Genomic DNA, 22,739 nt, shown 5'->3' on the forward strand with positions numbered 1-22,739 from the left:
AACAACCTTTCCGGCACTGGAAAGGTTGTTTGCTTTGTTACACAATTTTCTACAGTTTTTTGGAGAAGAGCGCCAGAACTGCGATCATAGCCAAACCAAAAATCATGAGCCCCTTTTGAGAAATGGACAAGATACCAGATACAGCGATCACCGCGATAACAACTGGAATGACATACTTGATCAGATTGTGCCAAACTTCAAACAACGCGAAGCTAACTGTCCCGCCATTAGTAAGTTCTTGTCTGAGAACTTCCTTATCCACGAACCAACCGGTGAAGATCGCGAGGAACATACCGCCAATTGCGAGGAAGATTTTATCTGTCAATATGTCAAAGAAATCAAACGCGCCAACACCTAAGAAGGTAACGCCTGACATTGAACCGAGTGACAATGATGCCAAAACGCACATAGCGGTCATAATTGCAGATGAAATGTAAACTGCTTTCTTTCGAGGCCAGTGTCTTTCATCCATCAGATAAGCAACGACGACTTCCAGAAGCGATACTGATGAGGTAAGTGCGGCGACGACCAGCGCTACGAAGAAGAAGGCGGAGAGAACTGGTCCTAAAGCGCCGAGTTGGGCAAAGATGGACGGTACAACGACAAAGACGAGACCCGGTCCCGCAGTCGGCTCAAAGCCAAAAGCGAACATAGCCGGGAACATAGCCAAGCCAGCTAGTAGTGCCGCTGAAGTATCCATTGCGGTAACGATGGCAGCATTTTGCGGCAGATTCTCTGACTTGTTCAAGTAACTTCCGTAGGTAATCATACAGCCCATGCCAAGTGAAAGCGAGAAGAACGCCTGACCAAGGGCTGCCAGGAATGTCTGTCCAGTGACTTTTGAGAAATCAGGCTTGAACAGGAATTCAAGTCCCTTGCTTGCGCCTTCAAGTGTTAGGCCGCGAATCGCAATTAAGATCAGAATGAAGAACAGCATCGGAAGAAGGATTTTGCCTGCAGCTTCAATTCCTTTCGTAACACCACGAGCGACGATCAAGACGTTCAACACTATGAAGATTATCATCCATAACAAAGGTTCAGTGGTACTGGTGATAAATGCGCCGAACGTATCTCCAATGGCTTCCGGAGTTGTCAGCAGGCCTGTAACTGATTTGAAAATGTAAGCTAACGCCCAGCCGCCAACGACCGGATAGAAGCCCATTATCAAAAATCCGCTGAGAACGCCGATAACCCCGGCAAACGTCCAATTTCTGCTTGTAGACTTGTAGGCGCCAACTGCAGCTTTGCCCGTATTTCTACCAATAGCGAATTCTGCAAGCATGACGCTGAGGCAAATGACGAAGACGAAGAAAAGATAAATTAAAATAAATGCACTGCCACCATTCATACCGGTAAGATACGGAAAACGCCAAATATTTCCGAGACCGATTGCGGAGCCTGCGGCAGCCATTAAAAAGCCAATCCGCGAACCCCAGTTTTCTCTCTTTTGTCCTGTTTGATCCACTAACTACGCCTCCTTTTTGAATGAAAATAAAATTATGATGCATCTATGATCCAACCGCATAGTTATGGAAGATTTATGCGGTGAAACATCATGGAGAGCCAAAAGGACAAGTTGGGGAAAAATCCCCCAAATATTAAATGCGTACAAACAACGTCCGAGCGATGATTTATACGCATTAATGACTTGAAAACAGCGATACAGAGTCAACCCATCAAAAGTACTGAGTATTACGAAACTGTAACATAGTGTTTATAATCATAACATGTTTAGTATTGGTCTACAAGATAGATTTTCTGCTTTTCAATTTAGGTCATAACGTTCAGGAAGGCTTGCAAATGAAGGACCCTCACTGATTTGTTGAATTTTTTTAATATTCACAATTATTTTAGCATACTAGCCTTATCATTTCAATTATATTGCCAATATTCTGTCTGCTAAACAATAAAGTGGCTTTTTTCAGCGGATTCCAAAGTGTGCTTTATACATTTTTTCAAAATTTGTTTCAATCATACGAAACCAGCAGCTCAGGCCGACTGCGCGTCAATAGTTGCTCTGCTACGCGAATCCCGTCAATTGCAGAGGAGGTAATCCCGCCTGCGTATCCCGCGCCTTCACCACATGGATATAGACCTGGGTGTGAAATGGATTCAAGCGTTGCTTCATTTCGCAATATACGTATAGGGGACGAACTGCGGGTTTCAAATGCGGTGAGAATGCCGTCACCATCGGCAAAAGCTTTCATTTTTTGACCCATCTGAATCAAGCCTTCCTGAAGCGCTTCAAGCAAGAACGGCGGCATGGCTGTTCTGAAGTCCGCTTTGACCGGATGGGGTCGATAAGTCGGCTTAATCTTTCCGGTTTCGTCTGAGGCGTTAAAAGGCCGGTGTCCCAAAAATTCACCCACTGTCATATACGGTGCGCAATAAGTTCTGCCTCCAAGTTCATACGCTGCTGCTTCCAAGGCGCGCTGAAATTCGATTCCAGAGAGCAAGTGATTCGAGTTAAAATCCTCCGGTGTCACTGATACCAGCAAAGCGCTGTTGGCATTTTCCATATCCCTCGCCCGTCTGCTCATGCCATTGGTGACTACGCCCCCAGGCTCTGACGATGCTGCGACGACCTCTCCGCCCGGACACATGCAAAACGTATAAACACCACGTCCGCTGGAGGTCGCAGCTGTCAGTTTGTACTCCGACGCGCCGTAGCGCTTCTTTAAAGCCCCAAGATGCTCCCCGTATTGCTGCAGGTCGATGTCAGACTGCCGGTGCTCAATGCGGACGCCTACGGCAAACGGTTTCTGACGAAGCTCGACACCCTGTTCATGGAGCATTTCAAAAGTGTCTCTGGCGCTGTGCCCAACGGCAAGGACGACCACGTCCGACTTCATTGTCATGCCATTTGATAATTCCAACTCAAAAAGTCCATCAGGCAAACGTTTTATCGAACAGACTTTTGTATCAAACAAGAATTTGCCGCCCTGTGCTTCGATTCTGAGTCGCATGGCTTTTGCCACATGCCTGAGGACGTCCGTGCCAATGTGGGGTTTTTGCCTGTAACGTATGTCTTCAGGTGCACCGAGTTCCGCAAGAAGGTCCAACACCTGCTGACCTCTTGGATCCTTGCTTCGCGAAGTCAGTTTTCCGTCCGAAAAGGTGCCCGCGCCGCCTTCTCCGAATTGAACATTGGATTCCGGATTAAGGACACCAGATGACCAAAATGTTTCAATGTCTTCTACGCGCTTTTCCACCCGACTTCCCCGTTCAATGACGACCGGATTAAAACCATGGCGGCTGAGAAGTTCTGCCGCAAACATTCCGGCAGGTCCAAAACCAATTATAACCGGTGGAAATTGAAGGACATTTCCCTTTGATCCAGGCTCGTTTAAGTGCGCCTGGTTTATTGCCTCTAAAAGCTCGGCATCTTTCCCGAGTTTCTTGAGCAGCTTGGGTTCGCGGTCACCGGCGGATAGATCTATACTGTAAACCACCCTTGCAGGCTGACCTTTTCTCAAATCGAGGGATTCCCGGGCTATACGCCAGGAAAGGGGCTCCGTCGCCCCTATTCCTAGCTTTTTTCTCAATTGAAGTTCAATCTCCCTGTCACTATGCTCAATTTCCATTTTGATCTGATGAATGCGCAGCATGCTGTATTATCCTCTTCTGAGTTGAAGCGATGAAGATAATGCCTTAATGAGAACCGGCACCACCAAGAGCTGCAGCGCCATGCCCGGAAGGCCCGTCAATATTGCGCCTTTCATGTACATCACCGGATTTAATTGAACAGCGAAAACTGATGTGGTCACTACCGCAGCAAGGCCAAGTACAACGCGCCCAACCAGCATAGAGGCGACAAGTGCTGCATATACATTCATTCGTCGCTTGTTGATCAGCCAGGACATAGTCCAGCCATATGCAGCGAGTTCAAAGGACATGAGAAAAGCGATTGGGAAGAGTGGCGGCATACCGGTGGCAATGGAACTCGTCAGTGGTGTGAGCGCACCCGCGATTAAGGCGATCCAAGGATTGACGAAAGCTGCACCTACGAGGATAGGTAAATGCATTGGCAGAAAAATCGATCCGCTGACGGATGTGAGATGAAAAACAGTTGGTACAAGAAGTCCCAACGCTACGATCAGCGCTCCGCGGATCAAGGATTTCGTTTCGTTCATAGTTAAGTCCTCCAATTACTATTTTTTGGGGTTATTATTTCATAAATCAATTAAATATTCAGCATCCGTTCTCTATTCCACTTCCTCTTGTTCTTCTTGTTCTTCTTGTTCTTCTTCTGCCTCTTCTTTTCCAAACCAGAGTGTCAGTTCTTCTCTGGCTTCTTCAAGGCTCGAAGATCCATGGACTGCATTGAGCTGGACGCTGTCTCCATAAAGGTACCGGATTGTGCACACTCTGGCTTTTGCCGGGTCTGTAGCACCATTAATTTCTCTGACTACCTCAACAGCATTTTCTCCGGTCAGCTTCATGACAAATACTCTGTCAGAAGTCATGAATCGCACAAGAGCGGCATAAAAGTTCTTGTCTTTATGCGCTTTATAGTGCTTTTCTACCAGTTCCAGCTCAGGTACACACATATAGGCTTCCTCGAGAACCAAACCGTGGGCTTCGTAAAGCGACAATATTGCACCAATTTTTTGTTTCTTGACTGCGTCCGGTTTAATAATAACCAAGGTCGATTCTTTCATGAATAACACCTCACCTCTAATGAATGACGTCCTGCACGATCTTAGATCGCTCCAATACGCGTCAGAAAATGACGAATTTCCTCCATCATGGCCTCAAACCAGCGTGATTCTTCAGCCATGGTTTTTAAGGCTATGGTCTCAACCGGACAGAATCCGGTGCCTTCCCTGTTTTGGATATGGTCTACCAATGCAGCGTGCTGCACCTCAATACCTACGGAGTTCAGATACCTTTTAGCCGGTTCGCTCATCACAAGCGCCCACACTTTTGCAATGCCCATTTCTGCTGCGATTCTGGCAGCCCCGAGGCCTATAACTCTGTCGATCAGAACCGCCCCGCTCGCAAAACGGTTCCCCTCGGTGTAAATCACGTACAAGGGTTTAATACCCCGTTCTCTGGAGGAATGCACAATGTCTCCCTCTGCAAGGATCATCATGCTTAAGGACTGGTCCTTTAATATTTGAACACCTTCGTCAAATGTCATTCTAAAATCTCCTGTCACCCTAACTTTATACGTGCCGCTCAACTGTAAACCTGTGAATCCGGTACGACTCATGTTCTTTAATACCAGCCTTGTTTAACGCAATTCTTACTTGGTCCTCAACTGTATCAATGCCCTCAAGGTCAGGCAAGAGTAACCCGCGTCTGAAATCTGATTCCACAATGACACCATAGATCTTCGGATCGAGCGCTTCAATGCCAGATACCAGCTCACCTTTCGAAAGAACATCCACAGAAATAGTAAGGTGTTCAAGTTCCCAAGGCTCAATCTCCGGAAACCTTGGATCCTCAGTTGCAGCCTGGATAGCATTGTGAATAATCTCGTCCGCTAAAGAGCGCTGTGTGCCGATAGTCGTCCCTATACAACCCCGCAGCCCCCCGGAGCTCTTGATTGAGACGAACACGCCCTTGGACGGGCCCTCAAGCTCCGACGCCTTAAGTTCGTCAGGCAGGCTGACACGTTTTTGTTCTCGAATATAATCTTCAATTGCCAGTCTGGCCAGCCTTACAAAATTATCTTCTCTGTTTCGTCTAGTAAGTCTTCTGCTCAAAACGCCTTGGACGACTTCATCAAATCTCTTGGCATAATCTGAGGGTTTTGGATCCGTCAGTGCAACAACGCCGTAACCTACGCCAAACGGGCCTTCATAAGACAATACTTTCGAAGTGATCTCAAGACCATCAAGGGCTCCAATCATAATATCCAGAGACTTCTTACCGCATTCTCCGGCGCCTTCGCAAAGCGCTTCGTCCGCTGTGACGACTTTAACCAAGTCATTGTTTTCAAAGGCATTTACGATCCATTCGTCAAACTTTGGGCCGCGGGCATCAAAATGATAGGGTCCCGTGTCTTTGAGCTTATGGGATAAATCACCACTTGCAATTATAATTGCGCGAAGGTCCAAATCATCTATACAAGCCGACAGCAATTGACCAAACCTGTACAATTCATCCGTTGACAACAAGCCATATGTGATTTCTGCCAGTTCATAGTTCGTATAATGGGATTCTACGAAGGAGAGCGGGACAATAACACCATGATCCAAGTCACCGGAAACGTCAAATCGTCTGGCAAGCGCATGATCAAATATGACCGCCGGCAGATTGTTGTCAGCTGCCAGATCCGCAAGCGCTTGGGTGAGCAACACCGCATTATTCTTTTTCAAATGAATTTCAGGTGCTCCAAATGCGCCTAAATTGCCCTCAAGACAACTTTCTCCGCGAATTGCAATAGCATCACTGAAAAGAGGTCCATGAGGCGAAATTACAACGATGACCTCAGGCTCAAGCCGGGCGATCTGTCTACCGACCTCGTCCATGGATCTGGCCGTTGCGGCAACGACCTTTGACTGTTCGTGTCCAACTGCCGGTATCACGACAGGCGGATGTGGCATTAGATAAGCAGCGAGTATCGTCATCTCGATCACTCCTCAGATCCTTTTAGATATCCTTTTCTCATAAGTTTTTCAATGTGTTCAGATACTTTTTCGTCAATATCTATCTGATAGGTCTCCTCAAGAACAAACATCATGGAAACAGCAACTTGTGCAACATCCAACAACTCAAGGCTGATCCTTTCTACAACCTCCTTGGGACCCATATCAACGTTCTCACCGTTTAGACCTCTGAATTTACCAATTAATTGTGCCAGCTCTCCAGCCTCCTCCATAAGCTTCAGACATGTGGATTCGAGACCCGGCTGAAGATTATTCAGTTTTGGGAGACTGATCTGTTTATATTCATTCATGATTTTACACCCTTTCAGATGGCTTTTAAATATTATAGCACAAAATGGCCTACAGGAATTTCTTGTGGTCCTGAAATGATAAAAAGGGCAGGCGGTGTCCTCACTTTCTATAATTATGAAAAAAGACACCCCAAAATGAGGTGTCTTTGATAGATAAATTATCGCTTGGAGAACTGTGGTGCTCTTCTCGCAGCTTTGAGTCCGTATTTTTTTCTTTCCTTCATGCGGGAATCACGCGTGAGGAAACCCTCTTTTTTAAGAATGGCACGATACTCGTCATCTACTTTAAGAAGGGCTCTGGAAACACCGTGGCGAACTGCGCCAGCCTGACCAGTAAAACCGCCGCCTTCAACAATTACAAAGACGTCGAATTTGCCAAGCGTATTGGTGAGAACCAGAGGACGCTTAATCTCATTGCGAAGTGTTTCAAAGTTGAAGTAGTCTTCAACTGTACGACCATTGATCTTGAATTCACCATTGCCCGGTACGAGACGTACACGCGCAGTGGAGCTTTTTCGTCTTCCTGTGCCTTGATACTGCATAGTCATCATGAATTCCCTCCTTCGTGGTTATACTTCGAGCGCTTCAGGCTTCTGTGCTTCGTGGTTGTGCTGATCGCCGCTGTATACTTTCAGCTTCTTCAGCATGTCTCTTCCAAGGGAGTTCTTTGGAAGCATGCCTTTGATGGCATGTGTAACAACCGTCTCAGGCTTCTTAGCCATCATTTCACGATAGCTGCGCTCTCTCAGGTGGCCCGTGTAGCCAGTGTGCCATCTGAATTTCTTCTGATCAAGTTTTTTACCTGTCAGAACCACTTTCTCAGCGTTGATGATGATCACATAATCACCGCAGTCGACGTGAGGGGTGTAGGTTGGCTTATGTTTGCCTCTAAGGATTGTAGCAACTTCAGTGGAAAGTCTGCCGAGGGTCTTTCCTTCAGCATTGATGACATACCATTTTCTCTCTATTTCATTGGGTTTAGCAACGAAAGATTTCATGAGTTCCCTCCTAACATTAATATTTCACCGTTTTTTATTAAATAAAAAAACCCGGGGCAGGATTTTTTTAGTTCGCCTCAAAATGAGCCAAACTCATTTTATAATAGCAAACACTTAGAGTCAACTACTTTTTTGTTAGTTTGCTATTTAAAATCCAATATAATTTGTATGATTTTAATCGTCAAGTTCGATCATAGCCACTTATTAATAAATGACTTTCGTTAAGTACAAGCCTTGCGGCGGCGCCGTCCACGGCGCCTTGGTGCGTTCCTTGGCCGCCAGGAGCCTTCCTGCGTCTGATGGTTCGAGACTTCCTTTGCCAATCAAGACCAACACCGCTGTCATGATCCGAACCATATTATATAAAAACCCATTTCCTATGAAAGTTATTGTCACAAGTGTTCCCTCTTCGTGAAACTCTATGGCTTCAATGCGTCGGACAGTTGTCTTCGCTGAGCTCCCCTGGGATCTGAAGGTGGCAAAATCGTGCTCGCCTTTCCAATAGGCCGACGCTTCTTTCATTTTGTCAAGATTCAGAGGTTCAGGCACATGCCAAACCAAGTATGATTTTAACGGATCTCTATTGATAGAGTTGTCAATTTTGTATTGATAGATTTTGCCTCGTGCAGAATATCTCGGATGAAAGTCCATTTCCACATCTTCTGCACATAGAATCAGGATATCATCAGGAAGATGATAATTTAGAACATAGCATAATCTTGTCGTTGGAAATGAAGAATGGTGCACAAAAGACGCCACTTGAGCAAGTGCATGCACGCCGGCATCCGTACGGCCTGACGCTGTTAATTCGATTTTTTCGCTTAAGAGATTGCTGAGCAATTTCTCAACAGTCTCCTGAATCGATTTAAATCGCTTCTGACGCTGCCAACCTTGATATTGAGTACCTTGATAGGCTATTGTCAATTTGACGCGCCGCGGAGCTTTTCTGTGCTTCAAGCGGTCCACATCCTGACTGCAATGAGGCCGCCCCAGTACAATACAAAAACGAATACTCCAATCAAATCCAAATGAGTGAACTGGAGGACTTTCATTCTTGTTCTATTTTCTCCGCCTCTATAGCATCTGGCTTCCATTGCCATAGCTAATTCATCTGCTCTTCTAAAAGCACTTATGAAAAGCGGGACGAGCAATGGAATAAGGCTTTTTGCCCGCTTGATTAGATTGCCGCTTTCAAAATCAGCGCCTCGCGCCATTTGTGCCTTCATGATTTTGTCCGTCTCTTCCAGCAACGTAGGAATGAAACGAAGCGCAATAGTCATCATCATTGCTAACTCGTGTGCTGGAAGTCCAAGCTTTTTAAAAGGATTAAGGAGCCTTTCCAAACCATCTGTCAACTCAATAGGGGACGTTGTCAAAGTCAGCATGGAAGTTCCTATGATCAGCAGAATTAAACGGCTGGCCATAAAAAAAGCTTGTCTCACACCTTCATGCGTTATTTTGAGGATCCCAAAACGAAAGAGTTCCGTACCAGGCGTCAGGAAGATATTTATGCCAAATGCGAAGATGATAATCATTAAAACAGGCTTAAGTCCTCTGAGTAAGTATTTATAGGGTATTTTGGAGACCGCTATGGTCAGTGCCAGGAACGCCAGCACAACGCCATAACCTATAAAAGAACTGATAAAAAAGAGTGATACTATATACAGCATTGAAGCTACCAGCTTAAATCTCGGATCCATCCGATGCACAGGTGATGAGAGTGGCAAATACTGACCAACGGTGATATCACGAAGCATGGCTTTTCCTCCTTATAAGTTCAAGCAGACGCATCGCTGCATTCTCAACCGTATAGAGTGTCGGATCGATGTCAATGCCTTTCGAAGCCAGTGCTTTGGCAACATAAGTCACCTGTGGCGCTGCCAATCCAATGGCCTCCAACTGTTCTACATGGCTAAAGACCTCTGCCGGATCGCCAGCCAGGACCAGACTCCCTCCGTCCATTACAAAGATCTTTCTAACGTACCTTGCGATATCCTCCATACTATGAGAAACCAAAATTACTGTAATACCCTGCTTAGCATGAAGTGCCAGAATTTGCTCAAGAATTTCATCCCTGCCCTTCGGATCCAGTCCGGCTGTGGGTTCATCCAAGATCAGAACCTCGGGTTTCATGGCAATGACACCAGCTATCGCAACGCGTCTTTTCTGCCCACCGCTGAGTTCAAAGGGTGATTTGCCGCGAATTTCTTCGTAGTCAAGACCCACCATCTCCAATGATTCTTTGACGCGTCGATTGACTTCTTCAGGCTCAATGCCCAAATTATTCGGGCCAAACGCAACATCCTTCTCCACCGTTTCTTCAAACAACTGATACTCGGGATATTGAAAGACCAAGCCCACTTTTTTTCTGATTTCGTTCAATTTTGCCTTTGAAGAAGTTATATCAAACCCGTTGATCAAAATCTTGCCGGACGTTGGCTTCAGCAAACCGTTCATATGCTGAATCAATGTAGACTTGCCTGAACCGGTATGTCCAATCAAACCAACAAAATCACCCGTTTCGATCTGGAGAGAAATGCTGTTTAGCGCATTCGTCTCGAAAGGGCTTCCAATATCATAAATGTGGTTAAGTTTCTCTATAATAATGGACATAACTCTTCCACCAACTCTTCTACAGTAATGATATCATCCGGAATGTCCACGCCTTGTTCCCTCAGCTGATGTGCTAAAAGTGTGACTTGTGGGACATCCAGGCCCATTGCTTGAAGCTGTTCGACTTTGGAAAACACAGTTTTTGGCGTACCTTCCAGCAGCTTTGAACCTTCTTCCATAACAATGACGCGATCACAATGGACAGCCTCATCCATGAAATGCGTGATGTGAACAATAGTAATGCCTTCCTCCTTGTTCAAACGCCTAATCGTTTCCATAACTTCTTTACGACCTGAAGGATCCAGCATGGCTGTTGGCTCATCCAAAATAATGCATTTCGGCTTCATTGCCAATATGCCGGCAATGGCTATGCGCTGCTTTTGACCGCCAGACAAAAGATGCGGCGGCTTGCGTCGATGTTCATACATACCAACACTATTCAAAGCTTCATCAACACGAATTCTTATTTCTGGCGGTGAAATTCCTAGATTTTCAGGACCGAATGCCACATCTTCTTCAACAACCGTCGCAACAATCTGGTTGTCCGGATTTTGGAAAACCATACCTGCAGTTTTTCGAATCTCCCAGATTTGGTCATAATTACTGGTGTCCATGCCATCAATTAAAATGGTGCCTTCAGTGGGATGCATAATACCATTGCAAAGCTTGGCGAATGTCGACTTGCCCGAACCATTATGGCCGATTATAACGACAAATTCACCACTGGCAATATCAATATTCAATTCTTTGAGCGCGGGTGTGACTTCTGCTTCATTGTAATAATAAGTAACGCTCTTCGCTTGAATCATGCTATTCCTTCTTCCATCTGACTTTGCCACTCTATTATACACCTCAAAAAAGCGCCTTACAAATGATCTTTTAGATCAAGTCCCACGCCGGCTTCTTACAAAGAAAAAAGATAAAGGGACTAAGCTATAGTCCTTAGTCCCTCTTAACGATCTTATACCAACTCGATTAAGACCATTGGCGCTGCGTCGCCTCGTCTAGGTCCAAGCTTATAAATTCTGGTATAGCCGCCGCTCTTGTCAGCGTACTTAGGCGCAATTTCTTCGAAAAGCGTCTTTACAACAGCTTCTTCAGTAATGAAGGCCATTGCCTGACGTCTTGCGTGAAGGTCGCCGCGCTTGCCGAGCGAGATCATCTTTTCAGCGATCTTGCGAGCTTCCTTGGCTCTCGTTTCAGTGGTCTCGATACGGCCGTTCTTGATCAGGCTTGTAACCAGATTGCGAAGCATCAGGTTACGGTGCGCTGTTGGACGCCCGAGTTTACGATAACCCGCCATGGATTCCCCTCCTTTTTTTCCTATTCTTCTTCAGATTTCAGGCCTAGCCCAAGCTCTTCGAGCTTTTGCTTGACTTCTTCAAGTGATTTTTTACCGAGGTTTCTGACTTTCATCATGTCGTCTTCCGTTTTCTCGGTCAATTCCTCAACGGTATTGATCCCGGCGCGCTTCAAACAGTTGTATGAGCGCACGGAGAGATCGAGCTCCTCGATTGTCATTTCAAGAACTTTTTCTTTCTTGTCTTCTTCTTTTTCCACCATGATTTCAACACCGTTGGTGCTGTCAGTCATTTCGATAAAAAGCTTCAGATGTTCCGCCATGATTTTAGCTCCGATTGACGTCGCTTCATCCGGCTTAATTGTTCCATCCGTCCAGACTTCCATGACGAGCTTGTCATAGTCCGCGACTTGCCCTACACGTGTATTGTCAACACTGAAGTTCACCTTTTTTACAGGAGTAAATATGGAATCCACAGGAATGATGCCAATGGACATACCCGGATCCTTGTTAAGATCTGCGGATACATAGCCACGGCCTTTTGCAAGGGCAATTTCCATGTTCAGAGTTGAGTGATCATCGAGGGTCGCGATATGAAGATCTGTATTCAGGATTTCGACATCTGAATCACAAATGATATCGCCTGAAGTGATCGGACCAGCCTCAGTCGCTTCAATTCTTAAAATCTTGACTTCGTCATCCGAATGAATTTTGGCAGCAAGGTTTTTCAGGTTGAGAATAATGTCTACGACATCTTCTTTGACACCCTGAATCGTGGAAAATTCGTGAAGTACATTATCGATTTTTATCCACTTTACCGCTGTACCTGGAAGAGAAGACAATAAAATGCGTCTTAAACTATTCCCGAGTGTAATGCCATACCCGCGCTCAAGAGGCTCGACAACAAATTTTCCATAAGTTGCCGATTCGTTCATTTCAACACACTCGATACTCGGCTTTTCAATCTCTATCACTGCACAAACCCTCCTTCATTTATAGGATGTGAGGGTAACATTACGTTACGACGACTACTTAGAGTAGAGCTCGATGATCAGGTGCTCTTCGATCGGAAGATCGATATCTTGTCTTGCCGGCGCCGAAACGATCTTACCGCTCATTTTCTCCGGTTCAGCAACAAGCCAAGTTGGCGTTGCCTGACCCTTTTCCATAATCGCCTTGAATTTATCAGAAGCTTTACTGCGCTCCTTGACTTCAATGACGTCGCCGACTTTAAGCGTCATGGACGGGATATCGGCTTTGTTGCCGTTCACTTTGAAGTGTCCGTGCGTAACGAGTTGTCGTGCTTCTTTTCTGGAATTCGCAAAACCAAGTCTATAAACGACATTGTCCATGCGAAGCTCTAAAAGCTGGAGAAGGTTTTCGCCTGCGATGCCCTTCATCTTGTCAGCTCTATTATATGTCTCACGGAATTGGGTTTCGAGGATACCATAGTATCTCTTAACCTTTTGTTTTTCTCTCAGCTGTACGCCGTAGCCGGAAAGCTTACCTCTTCTGGCGCCATGCTGCCCTGGAGCGTTCTCTCTTTTGTTGAGAGCACACTTGTCGGAATAACAGCGATCACCTTTAAGATAAAGTTTCTGTGCTTCTCGGCGACAAAGTCTGCAAGAAGGTCCCGTATATCTAGCCATTTACTACACCTCCTATAATATCAAACTCTTCTGCGTTTCGGCGGTCTGCAGCCGTTGTGAGGGATCGGCGTTACGTCAACGATCGAAGAAATCTCGAGGCCTGCAGCCTGAAGAGAACGGATCGCTGCTTCACGACCAGCGCCTGGTCCTTTTACGAAAACCTGAACCTGTTTAAGTCCATGTTCCATAGCGTTTTTAGCTGCAGATTCTGCCGCCATTTGCGCAGCAAAAGGCGTAGACTTTCTGGATCCTTTGAAACCGAGCCCGCCTGCACTTGCCCATGCAATTGTATTGCCGGCTGTGTCAGTCAGCGTCACAATCGTATTATTGAATGTTGATTGTACATGCGCCTGGCCACGGTCAATATTTTTACGTTCGCGTTTTTTCTTACCGCGAGCCACTGTAGTTTTACGTACTTTTTTTGCTACCATGCTTCACCCTCCTTTACTTCTTCTTCTTGCGTCCGACCGTTTTCTTAGGTCCCTTGCGCGTACGAGCATTGGTTTTCGTTCTCTGTCCGCGGACAGGAAGTCCTTTTCTGTGCCGGATGCCTCTAAAGCAGCCGATTTCACGGAGACGTTTGATGTTGAGGGCTACTTCACGTCGAAGATCACCTTCGACGACATAATCAGTTTCGATGACCGCTCTGAGTTTGTTAACCTCTTCTTCTGTCAGGTCTTTGATACGAGTATCTTCACTGACACCGGCCTTGGAAAGAATTTGAATAGATCTTGGCTTACCAATGCCATAGATGTAAGTGAGTCCGATGACGGCTCTCTTTTCCCTAGGCAGGTCGACGCCTGCAATTCTTGCCATTAATGTACACCTCCTGCTTTCGTAAAATGCCAGATTACCGCTATATGTCTAAATCTGACGCTTGGAATCCTTAAGGACAGCCGCGTCCCCACGCCAGATTCTTTCAATGGTTAACCTTGCTTCTGTTTGTGTTTAGGGTTTTCGCAAATGACCATTACTCTGCCTTTGCGCTTAATAATTTTGCATTTTTCGCAAATCGGTTTCACCGATGGTCTGACTTTCATGCGTTATACCTCCTTATCACTTGCCGCGCCAGGTAATTCTTCCACGAGTCAGATCATATGGAGATAATTCCATAGTCACTTTGTCGCCCGGCAGAATTCGGATAAAATTCATTCTGAGTTTGCCGGAAACATGAGCCAACACTTCATGATCGTTTTCCAGCCGGACACGGAACATCGCGTTTGGCAACGCTTCAATAACGGTTCCGACGACTTCGATCGCATCGCTTTTTGCCATAAATTCTCTTACCTCCCCGTGCTTGAATCAGACTTGCTGGAGTTTATCAATTTCACGTTTCACCAGGCTGTCATCAGGTTTGATACCTGCTTCGAGCGCTTCTGAAAAGGCAGTGCTGATTTGATTGATTTTAACCAAATGGCGTACCTTTTTTAGTTTCGGCGAATCGATTTTTCTTAAATTCCCATCTACTAATAATACGAAATTTTCATCAATGATGTCAAGAATCAAAAATAACCTATCGTGATCACGACCTGCCTTTGATTTGACAAATTGACCAACAACCAATCCTTTTGTTGATTCCACGCTCCACACCTCGCTTATTGATCCGTGGTAAGGATAATAGGATCCTCATCTGTTATGGCTATGGTATGTTCGTAATGGGCGGATAAACTGCCATCTGCAGTCACTACAGTCCAATTGTCCCCTAGCACTCTGACTGAAAATCGTCCCGCATTGATCATTGGCTCAATAGCCAATACCATACCGGTCGACAACCTGGGTCCTTTTCCGGCTGGGCCGTAATTAGGGATCTGAGGGTCTTCGTGCAGTGAAGCGCCAATGCCGTGCCCCACATAATCTCGAACAACAGAAAATCCTTCCGCTTCAACATGCATTTGTATGGCATGTGAGACGTCTGAGAGTCTGTAACCAACTTTGCAGAATTTAAGCCCTTCATAAAAGCTTTCCCGCGTAACGCGGATCAGCTTCTCCGCTTTTGCACTGATTTTTCCTACGGGATAGGTTTTGGCGCTGTCTCCGTAATAGCCGTTTTTGAGTGCGCCTACGTCAATACTGATGATATCGCCCTCGCGCAACATCCGGTCTCCCGGAATGCCATGGACGACTTCCTCATTCACAGAGGCGCAAATGGTAGCCGGAAAGCCACCATAGCCTTTGAACGCCGGCAGCGCCCCATGTTCGAGAATAATGCGCTCTGCGATTTCATCGAGTTCCTTCGTTGTGATCCCAGGTTTGATCATGTCTTTAAGGACCGAATGGACCTCTGCCACGATCTTCCCTGACTCACGCATATACTCAATCTCCGTACTGGATTTAACAAGAATCATTACTGAGTTCTCCCAATTGCTTTGAGAATATCATCAAAGACCTTGTCAATGTCTTGTTGACCGTCGACATTGATCAAGTTTCCTTTAACTCGATAATATTCAATTAGCGGGGAAGTCTCGTCCATATACACCCGGATGCGGTTCGTGACTGTATCAGCATTGTCATCAGATCTTTGGTAAAGTTCGCCTGAGCACTTGTCGCAAACACTTTCCTCTTTTGGCGGATTGTATTTAATGTGATAAGTGCTTCCGCAATCTCTGCAGATTCTTCTTCCGACAGCTCTTTCAACAAGGAGTTCTGGATCTACTACGACGTTTACTACATAATCCAGTCCTGCGCCCATATTTTCGAGTACTTTATCCAGCGCTTCTGCCTGAAATACAGTCCTCGGAAAACCGTCGAGCAGAAAACCTGATTTACAATCTTCTGCCTTGAGCCGATCTTCTACGATCTCTACGACCAGTGTATCCGGAACGAGTTCGCCCCGGTCCATATATTCTTTCGCTTTCTTCCCAAGCTCTGTACCTTCTTTGATATTTTTTCTGAAAATATCACCGGTTGAAATATGTGGGATACTGAAAGTTTCGATAATGTTTGCTGCCTGAGTACCTTTACCGGCTCCCGGAGGGCCTAATAGGATCAGTTTCATCACCATCATCTCCTGACTACTTCAAGAAGCCCTGATAATGCCTCATGACCATCTGAGCTTCAATCTGCTTCATTGTTTCAAGCGAAACACCGACAGCGATCAACAGTGAAGTGCCGCCAAATGCCAGGTTCAAAGATCCAAAACCAAGTATGATATTTGGCAGTACCGCGATAAACGCAAGGAATATTGCACCTGCAATCGTTATGCGGCTCATGGTTCTTTCCAAATATTCTGATGTCGGTTTTCCTGGTCTGATCCCAGGGATAAACCCGCCATTTCTCTTCATATTGTCTGCTACTTCAATTGGATTAAAGATAACGGACGTATAGAAATAAGTGAAGAAGATAATCAAAAGAGCGTAAAGTATGTTGTAGATAATGCTCGATTGACCAAAATTTAGTCTTAAAAATTCGTAAAATTTGCTGTCTGGGAAAAATTGCGCGATCGTCATAGGGAACATCAGCAGCGATACGGCAAAGATTATTGGAATAACGCCGGACTGATTGACTTTCATCGGAATGTAGGAGGTCTGACCGCCATACATTTTTCTGCCAACAACTCGCTTGGCATACTGAACCGGTATTTTGCGCGTTCCTTCCTGGATGTAGATAATTCCGACAATGATCAGCAGCGCAATGACAACAAAGAGAATTATGCTGAAGATTGAAAGCTGACCATCAAGGAATCTAAGCACTGTAGTGACAACACTTTCCGGAACTCTAGCAAGAATTCCGGCAAAGATGAAGAGCGAGATACCATTTCCTATACCGTTTTCGGTGATCTTTTCACCGAGATACATCAGGAATGCTGTACCAGCAGTCAGTACAATGACTGAAATTGCAATGCTTAACGGTGTATCATTGATATACGCTGGTCTGAAAAGACCGATACTCCAACCAGTTGCCTGAATCAACGCGAGAACAACAGTGCCATAGCGCGTATATTGAGCAAGCTTCTTCTTGCCTTCCTCTCCTTCTTTTGCCATTGCACCAATCGAATCAGGAAAGGCAATTTGAAGAAGGTTGACAATAATGGAAGCGGTAATATACGGAGAAATACCGAGCGCGAAAATCGTAAAGTTCTTAAAAGCGCCGCCTGAAATCAGGTTGAAGAACCCAAGGAATCCTGAGTCATTCGCAAAAAGTGAGGCAAGCTGAGTTTTATCGATTCCCGGAACTGGAATGGCCGACCCGAGACGAAAAACGACCAACATCATTAAAGTGTAAAGTATTCGTTTTTTTAAGTCTGGAATCTTCCATGCGTTGACAAGTGTTGAAAGCAACTAGATCACCTCTGCCTTTCCTCCAGCAGCTTCGATCTTTTCAATCGCTGACTGAGTGAATTTGTGGGCTTTAACCGTGATTTCCTTGTTCAGTGAGCCGTCCCCGAGGACTTTAAGGCCATAGCTGAATTTTTTTACGATGCCACTTTCAATCAGAAGTTCTGGAGTTACGACAGTTCCGTTTTCGAACGCATTAAGCGTTTCAACATTAACAGTTGTCCAATCGATGCGGTTTCTATTTTTAAAGCCGCGCTTCGGAATACGACGGAAGAGTGGAAGCTGTCCGCCCTCAAAACCCGGACGAACACCGCCGCCGGATCTTGCGTTTTGTCCGTTCATACCGCGGCCGCCTGTTTTACCTTGGCCAGTCGCTGTTCCGCGACCTCTGCGCTTTCGGTTCTTATTGGTGCCCTGTGATGGCGCTAATTCATTAAGCTTCATAATCACACCTCCTTCGTTTAAGCTTCGACGATCTTAACCAGGTGGCTGACCTGCTGGATCATCCCTCGCATTTGAGGATTGTCTTGCTTTTCGACGATTTGGCCGATCTTTCTGAGACCTAAAGCCTCAACCGTCTTCTTGTGTTTCGGAATCGCACCAATCGTGCTCTTCACCAATTTAACCTTGATTGTATTTGCCACGCTTGTGCACCTCCTAACCAAGAATTTCTTCTACGGATCTGCCTCTTAATTTAGCGACACTTTCAACAGTCTTCATCTTAGTAAGACCATCGATAGTCGCGTTGACGACGTTACGTGGATTATCACTGCCAAGAGATTTCGCGCGAACGTCTTTAACGCCAGCGAGCTCAAGAACAGCTCGGACAGGTCCGCCGGCGATTACGCCAGTACCTTCGAAAGCTGGCATTATCAAAACAGCACCTGCGCCATACTCACCACGAATTGGATGAGGTACAGACGTACCTACACGCGGAACGTAAATCAAATGCTTTTTAGCATCTTCGATAGCCTTGCGGATCGCTTCAGGAACCTCCTGGGCTTTGCCTGTGCCAACACCGACATGGCCATTTTCATCTCCGACGACAACCAGCGCAGCAAAGCGGAAGTTTCGACCACCTTTAACTACTTTGGTAACGCGATTTATGTTGATAACTTGTTCTTTAAGTTCAAGTTTACTCGCATCGATCATTGTGCGGTTCATTCGTTAACCTCCTTTGCTAAAATTCTAAGCCGGCTTCTCTGGCACCATCTGCCAGCTCTTTAACACGTCCGTGATACAGGTATCCGGCACGGTCAAAGACGACTTGTTGAATACCCTTCTCAATCGCTCTTTTTGCGACGAGTTCGCCGACAGCCTTCGCGGCAAGCTTGTTGCCGGAATGCGCAAATTTTCCTTTGAGTTCCGCCTCAAGTGACGAAGCGGAGACAATCGTGACGCCAGCGACGTCATCGATAATTTGGGCATAGATGTTGTTAAGGCTTCTATAGACATTCAGTCTAGGACGCTGAGCAGTACCCGCGACTTTCTTGCGAGTTCTGACTTGGCGAGCTTTTCTGTTTGTATTTTTACCAATTTTGTTAATCATGCCGCTTCACTCCTTTCCCGATTATTTCTTACCGGTTTTGCCCTCTTTACGGCGGACATTTTCGTTTTCATAACGGACACCTTTGCCTTTGTATGGCTCAGGACGTCTCCAATCGCGGATCTTGGCAGCATAGTTTCCTACGAGCTGCTTGTTGATCCCTTTAATGATGATTTCAGTTTGAACCGGAACTTCAGTCGTGATCCCGTCCGGATCTTCCATCGCTACAGGATGAGAAAAACCGAGAGAAAGCTCAAGCTTATTTCCGTTCTTAATGGCTCTGTAACCGACACCAACAATTTTAAGCTTTTTAGAGTAGCCTTGGGATACACCCACGACCATATTGTTGATAAGCGTACGGCTAAGGCCGTGAAGCGCTCTGTGTGTTTTATTGTCAGAAGGACGTTCGACTATTAAAACACCATTGTCGATTGTAACCTTCAGATCTTTGTTGATTTGCTCTTTTAACTCCCCTAATGGACCCTTGACCGTTACCAAGTTCGTCTCGTCGACGTTGACAGTCACGCCACCAGGAATCGTAATAGGCAATCTACCAATTCTAGACATTATTGCACCTCCTACTCTATTCCTTTAAATTACCAAACGTAACAGATGACTTCGCCGCCAACGCCGAGTTTGCGAGCTTCCTTATCTGTGATAATGCCATTAGATGTCGAAATGATGGCAATACCAAGGCCGCCAAGGACTTTCGGAATGTCCGTCTTCTTTGCGTATACTCTGAGGCCTGGTTTTGAAATACGTTTAAGGCCGGAAATGACCTTTTCTTTATTGTCTCCATATTTAAGTTCGACTCGAATAATTCCCTGGTGATCGTCTGCAATCATGCTGAAGTTCTTAATGAAACCTTCTGCCATCAAAATCTCAGCAATTCTCTTTTTAACGTTCGACGACGGGATGTCGACGACAGTATGCTTTACCATATTGGCATTTCGAATGCGTGTCAGCATATCTGCAATTGGATCTGTAGTCATAGTCATGGACAATACCTCCTTTCCTTATTACCAGCTGGCTTTACGCACACCTGGAATTTGACCTTTATATGCCAATTCTCTGAAGCAAATACGGCAAATGCCGAATTTGCGGATGTATGCGTGTGGTCTTCCGCAAAGCTTGCAGCGCGAATATTCTTGTGTAGAATATTTTTGCGTGCGAGCCTGTTTAACTTTAAGCGATGTTTTCGCCACTTGATACCCCTCCTTATTTGCTGAATGGCATCCCCATAAGCGTGAGAAGCTCACGAGCTTCTTCGTCTGTCTTCGCAGTTGTTACGAAGGTGATGTCCATTCCTCGGACTTTGTCAATCTTATCATATTCGATTTCCGGGAAAATCAATTGCTCTTTGACGCCAAGCGTATAGTTGCCTCTGCCGTCGAAAGCATTTGGATTGACGCCTTTAAAGTCTCGAACACGCGGAAGCGCGATTGAGATCAGACGATCGAGGAATTCGTACATGATTTCGCCGCGAAGCGTAAGCTTAGCGCCGACCGGCATGCCTTCACGAACTTTAAAGTTCGCGACTGACTTTTTCGCTTTTGTGACAACAGGTTGCTGACCTGTGATTTTAGCGAGCTCTGCAACCGCTACCTGGATCTCTTTAGGATTTTCCTTTGAGTCACCAAGTCCCATGTTGACCACTACTTTTTCAATTTTAGGAATCTCCATGACGTTGCTGTATTGGAATTTTTCCATCATAGCTTTAGTAACGTCATTAAGATATTTATCTTTAAATCTAGCCATTGGTTAACCCTCCTTCCCGACCGTTAGTCAATGACTTCGCCAGATTTTGCGGCGACTCTGACTTTTTTGCCACTGTCGAGTACTTTGTATGAAACCCTCGTACCCGTTTTGACCTTAGGGTCGAGAAGCATGACGTTCGAAACATGGATTGGCGCCTCCTGATGGATGATGCCAGCCTGCTTGACTTGTTGTGTAGCTTTTTGGTGTTTAGTCACCATATTGACACCTTCAACGATAACGCGCTCTTTCTTAGGAAGCGCTTGAAGGACTTTGCCTTTTTTGCCCTTATCCTTGCCGGAAATTACGACAACCGTATCGCCTTTTTTAATACGCATCTATTTCCACCTCCCACTCTCTTATAGGACTTCTGGAGCCAGGGAAACGATTTTGGTAAATTTCTTATCCCTTAATTCTCGAGCAACCGGTCCAAAAATACGGGTACCGACTGGAGACAAATCTTCTTTGATGATGACTGCTGCGTTATCATCGAATTTAAGGTAGCTACCGTCGTTTCTTCTAACGCCGCTGACGGATCTTACGATGACTGCTTTAACAACATCACCTTTTTTAACAACTCCGCCTGGTGTTGCATTTTTAACGGCACAGACGATAACGTCGCCGATGTTGCCGTACTTTCTCTTTGAACCGCCTAGTACGCGGATGCACAATAACTCTTTGGCACCAGAATTGTCCGCGACTTTCAACCGGGTTTCCTGTTGGATCATGCTTGCAACCTCCTTCCAATCAGCAAGAATTACTTCGCCTTCTCGATAATTTCTACGAGTCTCCAGCGCTTATCGCGGCTGAGAGGGCGAGTTTCCATAATTCGAACTCTATCGCCGATACCACAGGCGTTCTGTTCGTCGTGTGCTTTGAATTTCGTCGTTCTCTTGACGCGTTTGCCATAGAGAGGATGACGAATGAAATCTTCTACTTTTACAACAATTGTCTTATCCATTTTGTCGGAGACAACTGTACCAGTTCTAACTTTTCTGTTAGCTCTTTCCAATTTCCTTACCTCCTTCGCGATTAAGCCTTAATATCCAGTTCCCTGAGGATCGTCTTGACTCTGGCAATGTCTTTTTTGACATTTTTGATCTTCATTGGGTTATCGAGTTGACCTGTGGCCAACTGGAATCTAAGGTTGAACAATTCGCTCTTAAGGTCATTCAGCTTTACTGTAAGCTCATCCGGAGTAAGATCTCGGAGTTTGTTACTATTCATTAGATTCACCACCCTTTTCAAGCACTTCTTCGCGCTTCATGAACTTGCACTGAATAGGCAGTTTGTTAGCAGCAAGACGCATCGCTTCACGAGCAGTGTCTTCATTAACACCAGCAAGCTCGAACAGGATACGGCCCGGCTTGACAACGGCTACCCAGTACTCCGGTGAACCTTTACCGGCACCCATGCGGGTCTCAGCAGGCTTCTTAGTGACCGGTTTGTGAGGGAAAACTTTGATCCAAACTTTACCGCCTCTTTTAATGTAACGGTTGATCGCAATCCTCGATGCTTCTATCTGATTCGCTGTGATCCACGCTGGCTCCATAGCTACCAGTGCGTAATCTCCGTACGAAATTTCATTGCCTTTCTGCGCAGTGCCTTTCATTCTGCCGCGATGTACTCTGCGTCGCTTGACTCTTTTAGGCATTAACATGGCGTACAGCCTCCTTCCATGAACTTCTCTATCCGAT

General features: G+C 45.7%; 37 protein-coding genes. All 37 read right to left on the minus strand.

Going from position 1 to position 22,739, the window contains the following annotated elements; all coding sequences use genetic code 11:
- Positions 1-49 precede the first annotated feature (49 nt).
- Positions 50-1,465, minus strand: coding sequence for a sodium-dependent transporter (locus tag AC4PHM_RS10680; protein WP_492017778.1), 1,416 nt, complete (start codon positions 1,463-1,465; stop codon positions 50-52).
- Positions 1,466-1,967: 502 nt separating this feature from the next.
- Positions 1,968-3,608 carry an NAD(P)/FAD-dependent oxidoreductase gene (locus tag AC4PHM_RS10685; RefSeq protein WP_492017779.1) on the minus strand — a complete coding sequence of 547 codons (1,641 nt, stop codon included), beginning with the start codon at positions 3,606-3,608 and terminating at the stop codon, positions 1,968-1,970.
- Positions 3,609-3,614: 6 nt separating this feature from the next.
- Positions 3,615-4,133: an ECF transporter S component gene (locus AC4PHM_RS10690; protein WP_492017780.1), complete on the minus strand. Its 519-nt coding sequence runs from the start codon at positions 4,131-4,133 to the stop codon at positions 3,615-3,617.
- 72 nt (positions 4,134-4,205) lie between these two features.
- A complete protein-coding gene (locus tag AC4PHM_RS10695; RefSeq protein WP_492017781.1) occupies positions 4,206-4,661 on the minus strand; it encodes a nucleoside-diphosphate kinase in 456 nt (151 codons plus the stop codon).
- Between the two features lie 41 nt (positions 4,662-4,702).
- Positions 4,703-5,143 (minus strand): DUF1893 domain-containing protein, encoded by a 441-nt coding sequence (locus AC4PHM_RS10700; protein ID WP_492017782.1) that lies wholly within the window; start codon positions 5,141-5,143, stop codon positions 4,703-4,705.
- A gap of 25 nt (positions 5,144-5,168) precedes the next feature.
- Positions 5,169-6,578, minus strand: coding sequence for an AmmeMemoRadiSam system protein A (gene amrA, locus AC4PHM_RS10705; RefSeq protein WP_492017783.1), 1,410 nt, complete (start codon positions 6,576-6,578; stop codon positions 5,169-5,171).
- Positions 6,579-6,583: 5 nt separating this feature from the next.
- Positions 6,584-6,907 carry a MazG-like family protein gene (locus AC4PHM_RS10710; RefSeq protein ID WP_492017784.1) on the minus strand — a complete coding sequence of 108 codons (324 nt, stop codon included), beginning with the start codon at positions 6,905-6,907 and terminating at the stop codon, positions 6,584-6,586.
- A gap of 158 nt (positions 6,908-7,065) precedes the next feature.
- Entirely contained in the window at positions 7,066-7,458 is a 393-nt protein-coding gene (gene rpsI / locus AC4PHM_RS10715) for a 30S ribosomal protein S9 (RefSeq protein ID WP_291404410.1), read from the minus strand.
- 18 nt (positions 7,459-7,476) lie between these two features.
- Positions 7,477-7,905 (minus strand): 50S ribosomal protein L13, encoded by a 429-nt coding sequence (gene rplM / locus AC4PHM_RS10720; protein ID WP_492017785.1) that lies wholly within the window; start codon positions 7,903-7,905, stop codon positions 7,477-7,479.
- Positions 7,906-8,109: 204 nt separating this feature from the next.
- Positions 8,110-8,862, minus strand: coding sequence for a tRNA pseudouridine(38-40) synthase TruA (gene truA / locus AC4PHM_RS10725; protein WP_492017786.1), 753 nt, complete (start codon positions 8,860-8,862; stop codon positions 8,110-8,112).
- Complete coding sequence (locus AC4PHM_RS10730) at positions 8,859-9,662, minus strand: energy-coupling factor transporter transmembrane component T family protein (protein WP_492017787.1); 804 nt, start codon at positions 9,660-9,662, stop codon at positions 8,859-8,861. The genes truA and AC4PHM_RS10730 overlap by 4 nt, the downstream gene beginning before the upstream one ends.
- Positions 9,652-10,518 carry an energy-coupling factor transporter ATPase gene (locus tag AC4PHM_RS10735; protein WP_492017788.1) on the minus strand — a complete coding sequence of 289 codons (867 nt, stop codon included), beginning with the start codon at positions 10,516-10,518 and terminating at the stop codon, positions 9,652-9,654. Before AC4PHM_RS10735 ends, AC4PHM_RS10730 begins: the two co-directional genes overlap by 11 nt.
- Entirely contained in the window at positions 10,503-11,327 is an 825-nt protein-coding gene (locus AC4PHM_RS10740; protein WP_492017789.1) for an energy-coupling factor transporter ATPase, read from the minus strand. Before AC4PHM_RS10740 ends, AC4PHM_RS10735 begins: the two co-directional genes overlap by 16 nt.
- A 152-nt stretch (positions 11,328-11,479) precedes the next feature.
- Entirely contained in the window at positions 11,480-11,821 is a 342-nt protein-coding gene (gene rplQ, locus AC4PHM_RS10745; RefSeq protein ID WP_291405339.1) for a 50S ribosomal protein L17, read from the minus strand.
- A 20-nt stretch (positions 11,822-11,841) separates the two neighbouring features.
- Positions 11,842-12,792 carry a DNA-directed RNA polymerase subunit alpha gene (locus AC4PHM_RS10750; RefSeq protein WP_291405341.1) on the minus strand — a complete coding sequence of 317 codons (951 nt, stop codon included), beginning with the start codon at positions 12,790-12,792 and terminating at the stop codon, positions 11,842-11,844.
- Positions 12,793-12,846: 54 nt separating this feature from the next.
- Positions 12,847-13,467 carry a 30S ribosomal protein S4 gene (gene rpsD / locus AC4PHM_RS10755; RefSeq protein WP_291405343.1) on the minus strand — a complete coding sequence of 207 codons (621 nt, stop codon included), beginning with the start codon at positions 13,465-13,467 and terminating at the stop codon, positions 12,847-12,849.
- A 20-nt stretch (positions 13,468-13,487) separates the two neighbouring features.
- Positions 13,488-13,898 carry a 30S ribosomal protein S11 gene (gene rpsK / locus AC4PHM_RS10760; protein WP_300689039.1) on the minus strand — a complete coding sequence of 137 codons (411 nt, stop codon included), beginning with the start codon at positions 13,896-13,898 and terminating at the stop codon, positions 13,488-13,490.
- A 13-nt stretch (positions 13,899-13,911) separates the two neighbouring features.
- A complete protein-coding gene (gene rpsM / locus AC4PHM_RS10765) occupies positions 13,912-14,283 on the minus strand; it encodes a 30S ribosomal protein S13 (RefSeq protein WP_300689042.1) in 372 nt (123 codons plus the stop codon).
- A 110-nt stretch (positions 14,284-14,393) separates the two neighbouring features.
- Positions 14,394-14,507 (minus strand): 50S ribosomal protein L36, encoded by a 114-nt coding sequence (gene rpmJ, locus AC4PHM_RS10770; protein ID WP_025434559.1) that lies wholly within the window; start codon positions 14,505-14,507, stop codon positions 14,394-14,396.
- A gap of 16 nt (positions 14,508-14,523) precedes the next feature.
- Positions 14,524-14,742 (minus strand): translation initiation factor IF-1, encoded by a 219-nt coding sequence (gene infA / locus AC4PHM_RS10775; protein WP_092593186.1) that lies wholly within the window; start codon positions 14,740-14,742, stop codon positions 14,524-14,526.
- 27 nt (positions 14,743-14,769) lie between these two features.
- Entirely contained in the window at positions 14,770-15,048 is a 279-nt protein-coding gene (locus AC4PHM_RS10780) for a KOW domain-containing RNA-binding protein (protein WP_300689080.1), read from the minus strand.
- 14 nt (positions 15,049-15,062) lie between these two features.
- The gene (gene map, locus AC4PHM_RS10785; protein WP_492017790.1) at positions 15,063-15,812 is read right to left on the minus strand and encodes a type I methionyl aminopeptidase; all 750 of its coding nucleotides are present in this window, start codon (positions 15,810-15,812) and stop codon (positions 15,063-15,065) included.
- Positions 15,812-16,462, minus strand: coding sequence for an adenylate kinase (locus AC4PHM_RS10790; protein WP_300689086.1), 651 nt, complete (start codon positions 16,460-16,462; stop codon positions 15,812-15,814). Before AC4PHM_RS10790 ends, map begins: the two co-directional genes overlap by 1 nt.
- 16 nt (positions 16,463-16,478) lie before the next feature.
- Positions 16,479-17,744, minus strand: coding sequence for a preprotein translocase subunit SecY (gene secY / locus AC4PHM_RS10795; protein ID WP_492017791.1), 1,266 nt, complete (start codon positions 17,742-17,744; stop codon positions 16,479-16,481).
- Positions 17,745-18,185 (minus strand): 50S ribosomal protein L15, encoded by a 441-nt coding sequence (rplO, locus tag AC4PHM_RS10800; RefSeq protein ID WP_492017792.1) that lies wholly within the window; start codon positions 18,183-18,185, stop codon positions 17,745-17,747.
- Positions 18,186-18,202: 17 nt separating this feature from the next.
- Positions 18,203-18,385, minus strand: a complete 183-nt coding sequence (rpmD, locus tag AC4PHM_RS10805) for a 50S ribosomal protein L30 (RefSeq protein WP_300689094.1) — start codon at positions 18,383-18,385, stop codon at positions 18,203-18,205.
- 13 nt (positions 18,386-18,398) lie between these two features.
- Positions 18,399-18,905 (minus strand): 30S ribosomal protein S5, encoded by a 507-nt coding sequence (gene rpsE / locus AC4PHM_RS10810; protein ID WP_300689096.1) that lies wholly within the window; start codon positions 18,903-18,905, stop codon positions 18,399-18,401.
- A 16-nt stretch (positions 18,906-18,921) separates the two neighbouring features.
- On the minus strand, positions 18,922-19,290 hold the full coding sequence (gene rplR / locus AC4PHM_RS10815) for a 50S ribosomal protein L18 (protein WP_492017793.1): 369 nt from the start codon (positions 19,288-19,290) through the stop codon (positions 18,922-18,924).
- A 21-nt stretch (positions 19,291-19,311) separates the two neighbouring features.
- A complete protein-coding gene (gene rplF, locus AC4PHM_RS10820) occupies positions 19,312-19,854 on the minus strand; it encodes a 50S ribosomal protein L6 (protein WP_492017794.1) in 543 nt (180 codons plus the stop codon).
- Between the two features lie 29 nt (positions 19,855-19,883).
- Positions 19,884-20,285: a 30S ribosomal protein S8 gene (gene rpsH / locus AC4PHM_RS10825; protein WP_300689103.1), complete on the minus strand. Its 402-nt coding sequence runs from the start codon at positions 20,283-20,285 to the stop codon at positions 19,884-19,886.
- 21 nt (positions 20,286-20,306) lie between these two features.
- On the minus strand, positions 20,307-20,492 hold the full coding sequence (locus tag AC4PHM_RS10830; protein WP_300689106.1) for a type Z 30S ribosomal protein S14: 186 nt from the start codon (positions 20,490-20,492) through the stop codon (positions 20,307-20,309).
- A 13-nt stretch (positions 20,493-20,505) separates the two neighbouring features.
- Entirely contained in the window at positions 20,506-21,045 is a 540-nt protein-coding gene (gene rplE, locus AC4PHM_RS10835) for a 50S ribosomal protein L5 (RefSeq protein WP_492017795.1), read from the minus strand.
- Between the two features lie 23 nt (positions 21,046-21,068).
- Positions 21,069-21,380, minus strand: a complete 312-nt coding sequence (gene rplX, locus AC4PHM_RS10840; protein WP_300689111.1) for a 50S ribosomal protein L24 — start codon at positions 21,378-21,380, stop codon at positions 21,069-21,071.
- A gap of 21 nt (positions 21,381-21,401) precedes the next feature.
- On the minus strand, positions 21,402-21,770 hold the full coding sequence (gene rplN / locus AC4PHM_RS10845) for a 50S ribosomal protein L14 (RefSeq protein WP_092593158.1): 369 nt from the start codon (positions 21,768-21,770) through the stop codon (positions 21,402-21,404).
- A 29-nt stretch (positions 21,771-21,799) separates the two neighbouring features.
- Positions 21,800-22,054: a 30S ribosomal protein S17 gene (gene rpsQ / locus AC4PHM_RS10850; RefSeq protein ID WP_092593156.1), complete on the minus strand. Its 255-nt coding sequence runs from the start codon at positions 22,052-22,054 to the stop codon at positions 21,800-21,802.
- A gap of 20 nt (positions 22,055-22,074) precedes the next feature.
- Positions 22,075-22,269, minus strand: a complete 195-nt coding sequence (gene rpmC / locus AC4PHM_RS10855) for a 50S ribosomal protein L29 (RefSeq protein ID WP_300689117.1) — start codon at positions 22,267-22,269, stop codon at positions 22,075-22,077.
- Positions 22,262-22,702: a 50S ribosomal protein L16 gene (rplP, locus tag AC4PHM_RS10860; RefSeq protein ID WP_492017796.1), complete on the minus strand. Its 441-nt coding sequence runs from the start codon at positions 22,700-22,702 to the stop codon at positions 22,262-22,264. Before rplP ends, rpmC begins: the two co-directional genes overlap by 8 nt.
- Positions 22,703-22,739: the final 37 nt, after the last annotated feature.

The organism is Acidaminobacter sp. QWL-03 (assembly GCF_058683855.1).

Bases quoted from the DNA above. Each gene is read 5' to 3' on its own strand.
- rplO (WP_492017792.1), bottom strand. From the start codon at position 18,185: ATGAAGCTTAATGAATTAGCGCCATCACAGGGCACCAATAAGAACCGA.
- rpsK (WP_300689039.1), bottom strand. From the start codon at position 13,898: ATGGTAGCAAAAAAAGTACGTAAAACTACAGTGGCTCGCGGTAAGAAA.
- rplM (WP_492017785.1), bottom strand. From the start codon at position 7,905: ATGAAATCTTTCGTTGCTAAACCCAATGAAATAGAGAGAAAATGGTAT.
- AC4PHM_RS10700 (WP_492017782.1), bottom strand. From the start codon at position 5,143: ATGACATTTGACGAAGGTGTTCAAATATTAAAGGACCAGTCCTTAAGC.
- map (WP_492017790.1), bottom strand. From the start codon at position 15,812: ATGATTCTTGTTAAATCCAGTACGGAGATTGAGTATATGCGTGAGTCA.
- AC4PHM_RS10685 (WP_492017779.1), bottom strand. From the start codon at position 3,608: ATGCTGCGCATTCATCAGATCAAAATGGAAATTGAGCATAGTGACAGG.
- rplX (WP_300689111.1), bottom strand. From the start codon at position 21,380: ATGCGTATTAAAAAAGGCGATACGGTTGTCGTAATTTCCGGCAAGGAT.
- AC4PHM_RS10790 (WP_300689086.1), bottom strand. From the start codon at position 16,462: ATGAAACTGATCCTATTAGGCCCTCCGGGAGCCGGTAAAGGTACTCAG.
- rplF (WP_492017794.1), bottom strand. From the start codon at position 19,854: ATGTCTAGAATTGGTAGATTGCCTATTACGATTCCTGGTGGCGTGACT.
- AC4PHM_RS10690 (WP_492017780.1), bottom strand. From the start codon at position 4,133: ATGAACGAAACGAAATCCTTGATCCGCGGAGCGCTGATCGTAGCGTTG.
- rpmC (WP_300689117.1), bottom strand. From the start codon at position 22,269: ATGAATAGTAACAAACTCCGAGATCTTACTCCGGATGAGCTTACAGTA.
- rplN (WP_092593158.1), bottom strand. From the start codon at position 21,770: ATGATCCAACAGGAAACCCGGTTGAAAGTCGCGGACAATTCTGGTGCC.
- rplQ (WP_291405339.1), bottom strand. From the start codon at position 11,821: ATGGCGGGTTATCGTAAACTCGGGCGTCCAACAGCGCACCGTAACCTG.
- rpsI (WP_291404410.1), bottom strand. From the start codon at position 7,458: ATGATGACTATGCAGTATCAAGGCACAGGAAGACGAAAAAGCTCCACT.
- rplP (WP_492017796.1), bottom strand. From the start codon at position 22,702: ATGTTAATGCCTAAAAGAGTCAAGCGACGCAGAGTACATCGCGGCAGA.
- rpsD (WP_291405343.1), bottom strand. From the start codon at position 13,467: ATGGCTAGATATACGGGACCTTCTTGCAGACTTTGTCGCCGAGAAGCA.
- AC4PHM_RS10740 (WP_492017789.1), bottom strand. From the start codon at position 11,327: ATGATTCAAGCGAAGAGCGTTACTTATTATTACAATGAAGCAGAAGTC.
- rpsH (WP_300689103.1), bottom strand. From the start codon at position 20,285: ATGACTATGACTACAGATCCAATTGCAGATATGCTGACACGCATTCGA.
- rplR (WP_492017793.1), bottom strand. From the start codon at position 19,290: ATGATTAACAAAATTGGTAAAAATACAAACAGAAAAGCTCGCCAAGTC.
- AC4PHM_RS10730 (WP_492017787.1), bottom strand. From the start codon at position 9,662: ATGCTTCGTGATATCACCGTTGGTCAGTATTTGCCACTCTCATCACCT.
- rpmJ (WP_025434559.1), bottom strand. From the start codon at position 14,507: ATGAAAGTCAGACCATCGGTGAAACCGATTTGCGAAAAATGCAAAATT.
- rpsM (WP_300689042.1), bottom strand. From the start codon at position 14,283: ATGGCAAGAATTGCAGGCGTCGACCTGCCTAGGGAAAAGAGAGCCGTC.
- amrA (WP_492017783.1), bottom strand. From the start codon at position 6,578: ATGACGATACTCGCTGCTTATCTAATGCCACATCCGCCTGTCGTGATA.
- rpsE (WP_300689096.1), bottom strand. From the start codon at position 18,905: ATGAACCGCACAATGATCGATGCGAGTAAACTTGAACTTAAAGAACAA.
- AC4PHM_RS10695 (WP_492017781.1), bottom strand. From the start codon at position 4,661: ATGAAAGAATCGACCTTGGTTATTATTAAACCGGACGCAGTCAAGAAA.
- AC4PHM_RS10735 (WP_492017788.1), bottom strand. From the start codon at position 10,518: ATGTCCATTATTATAGAGAAACTTAACCACATTTATGATATTGGAAGC.
- AC4PHM_RS10710 (WP_492017784.1), bottom strand. From the start codon at position 6,907: ATGAATGAATATAAACAGATCAGTCTCCCAAAACTGAATAATCTTCAG.
- rplE (WP_492017795.1), bottom strand. From the start codon at position 21,045: ATGGCTAGATTTAAAGATAAATATCTTAATGACGTTACTAAAGCTATG.
- infA (WP_092593186.1), bottom strand. From the start codon at position 14,742: ATGGCAAAAAGCGATGCGATCGAAGTCGTCGGAACCGTTATTGAAGCG.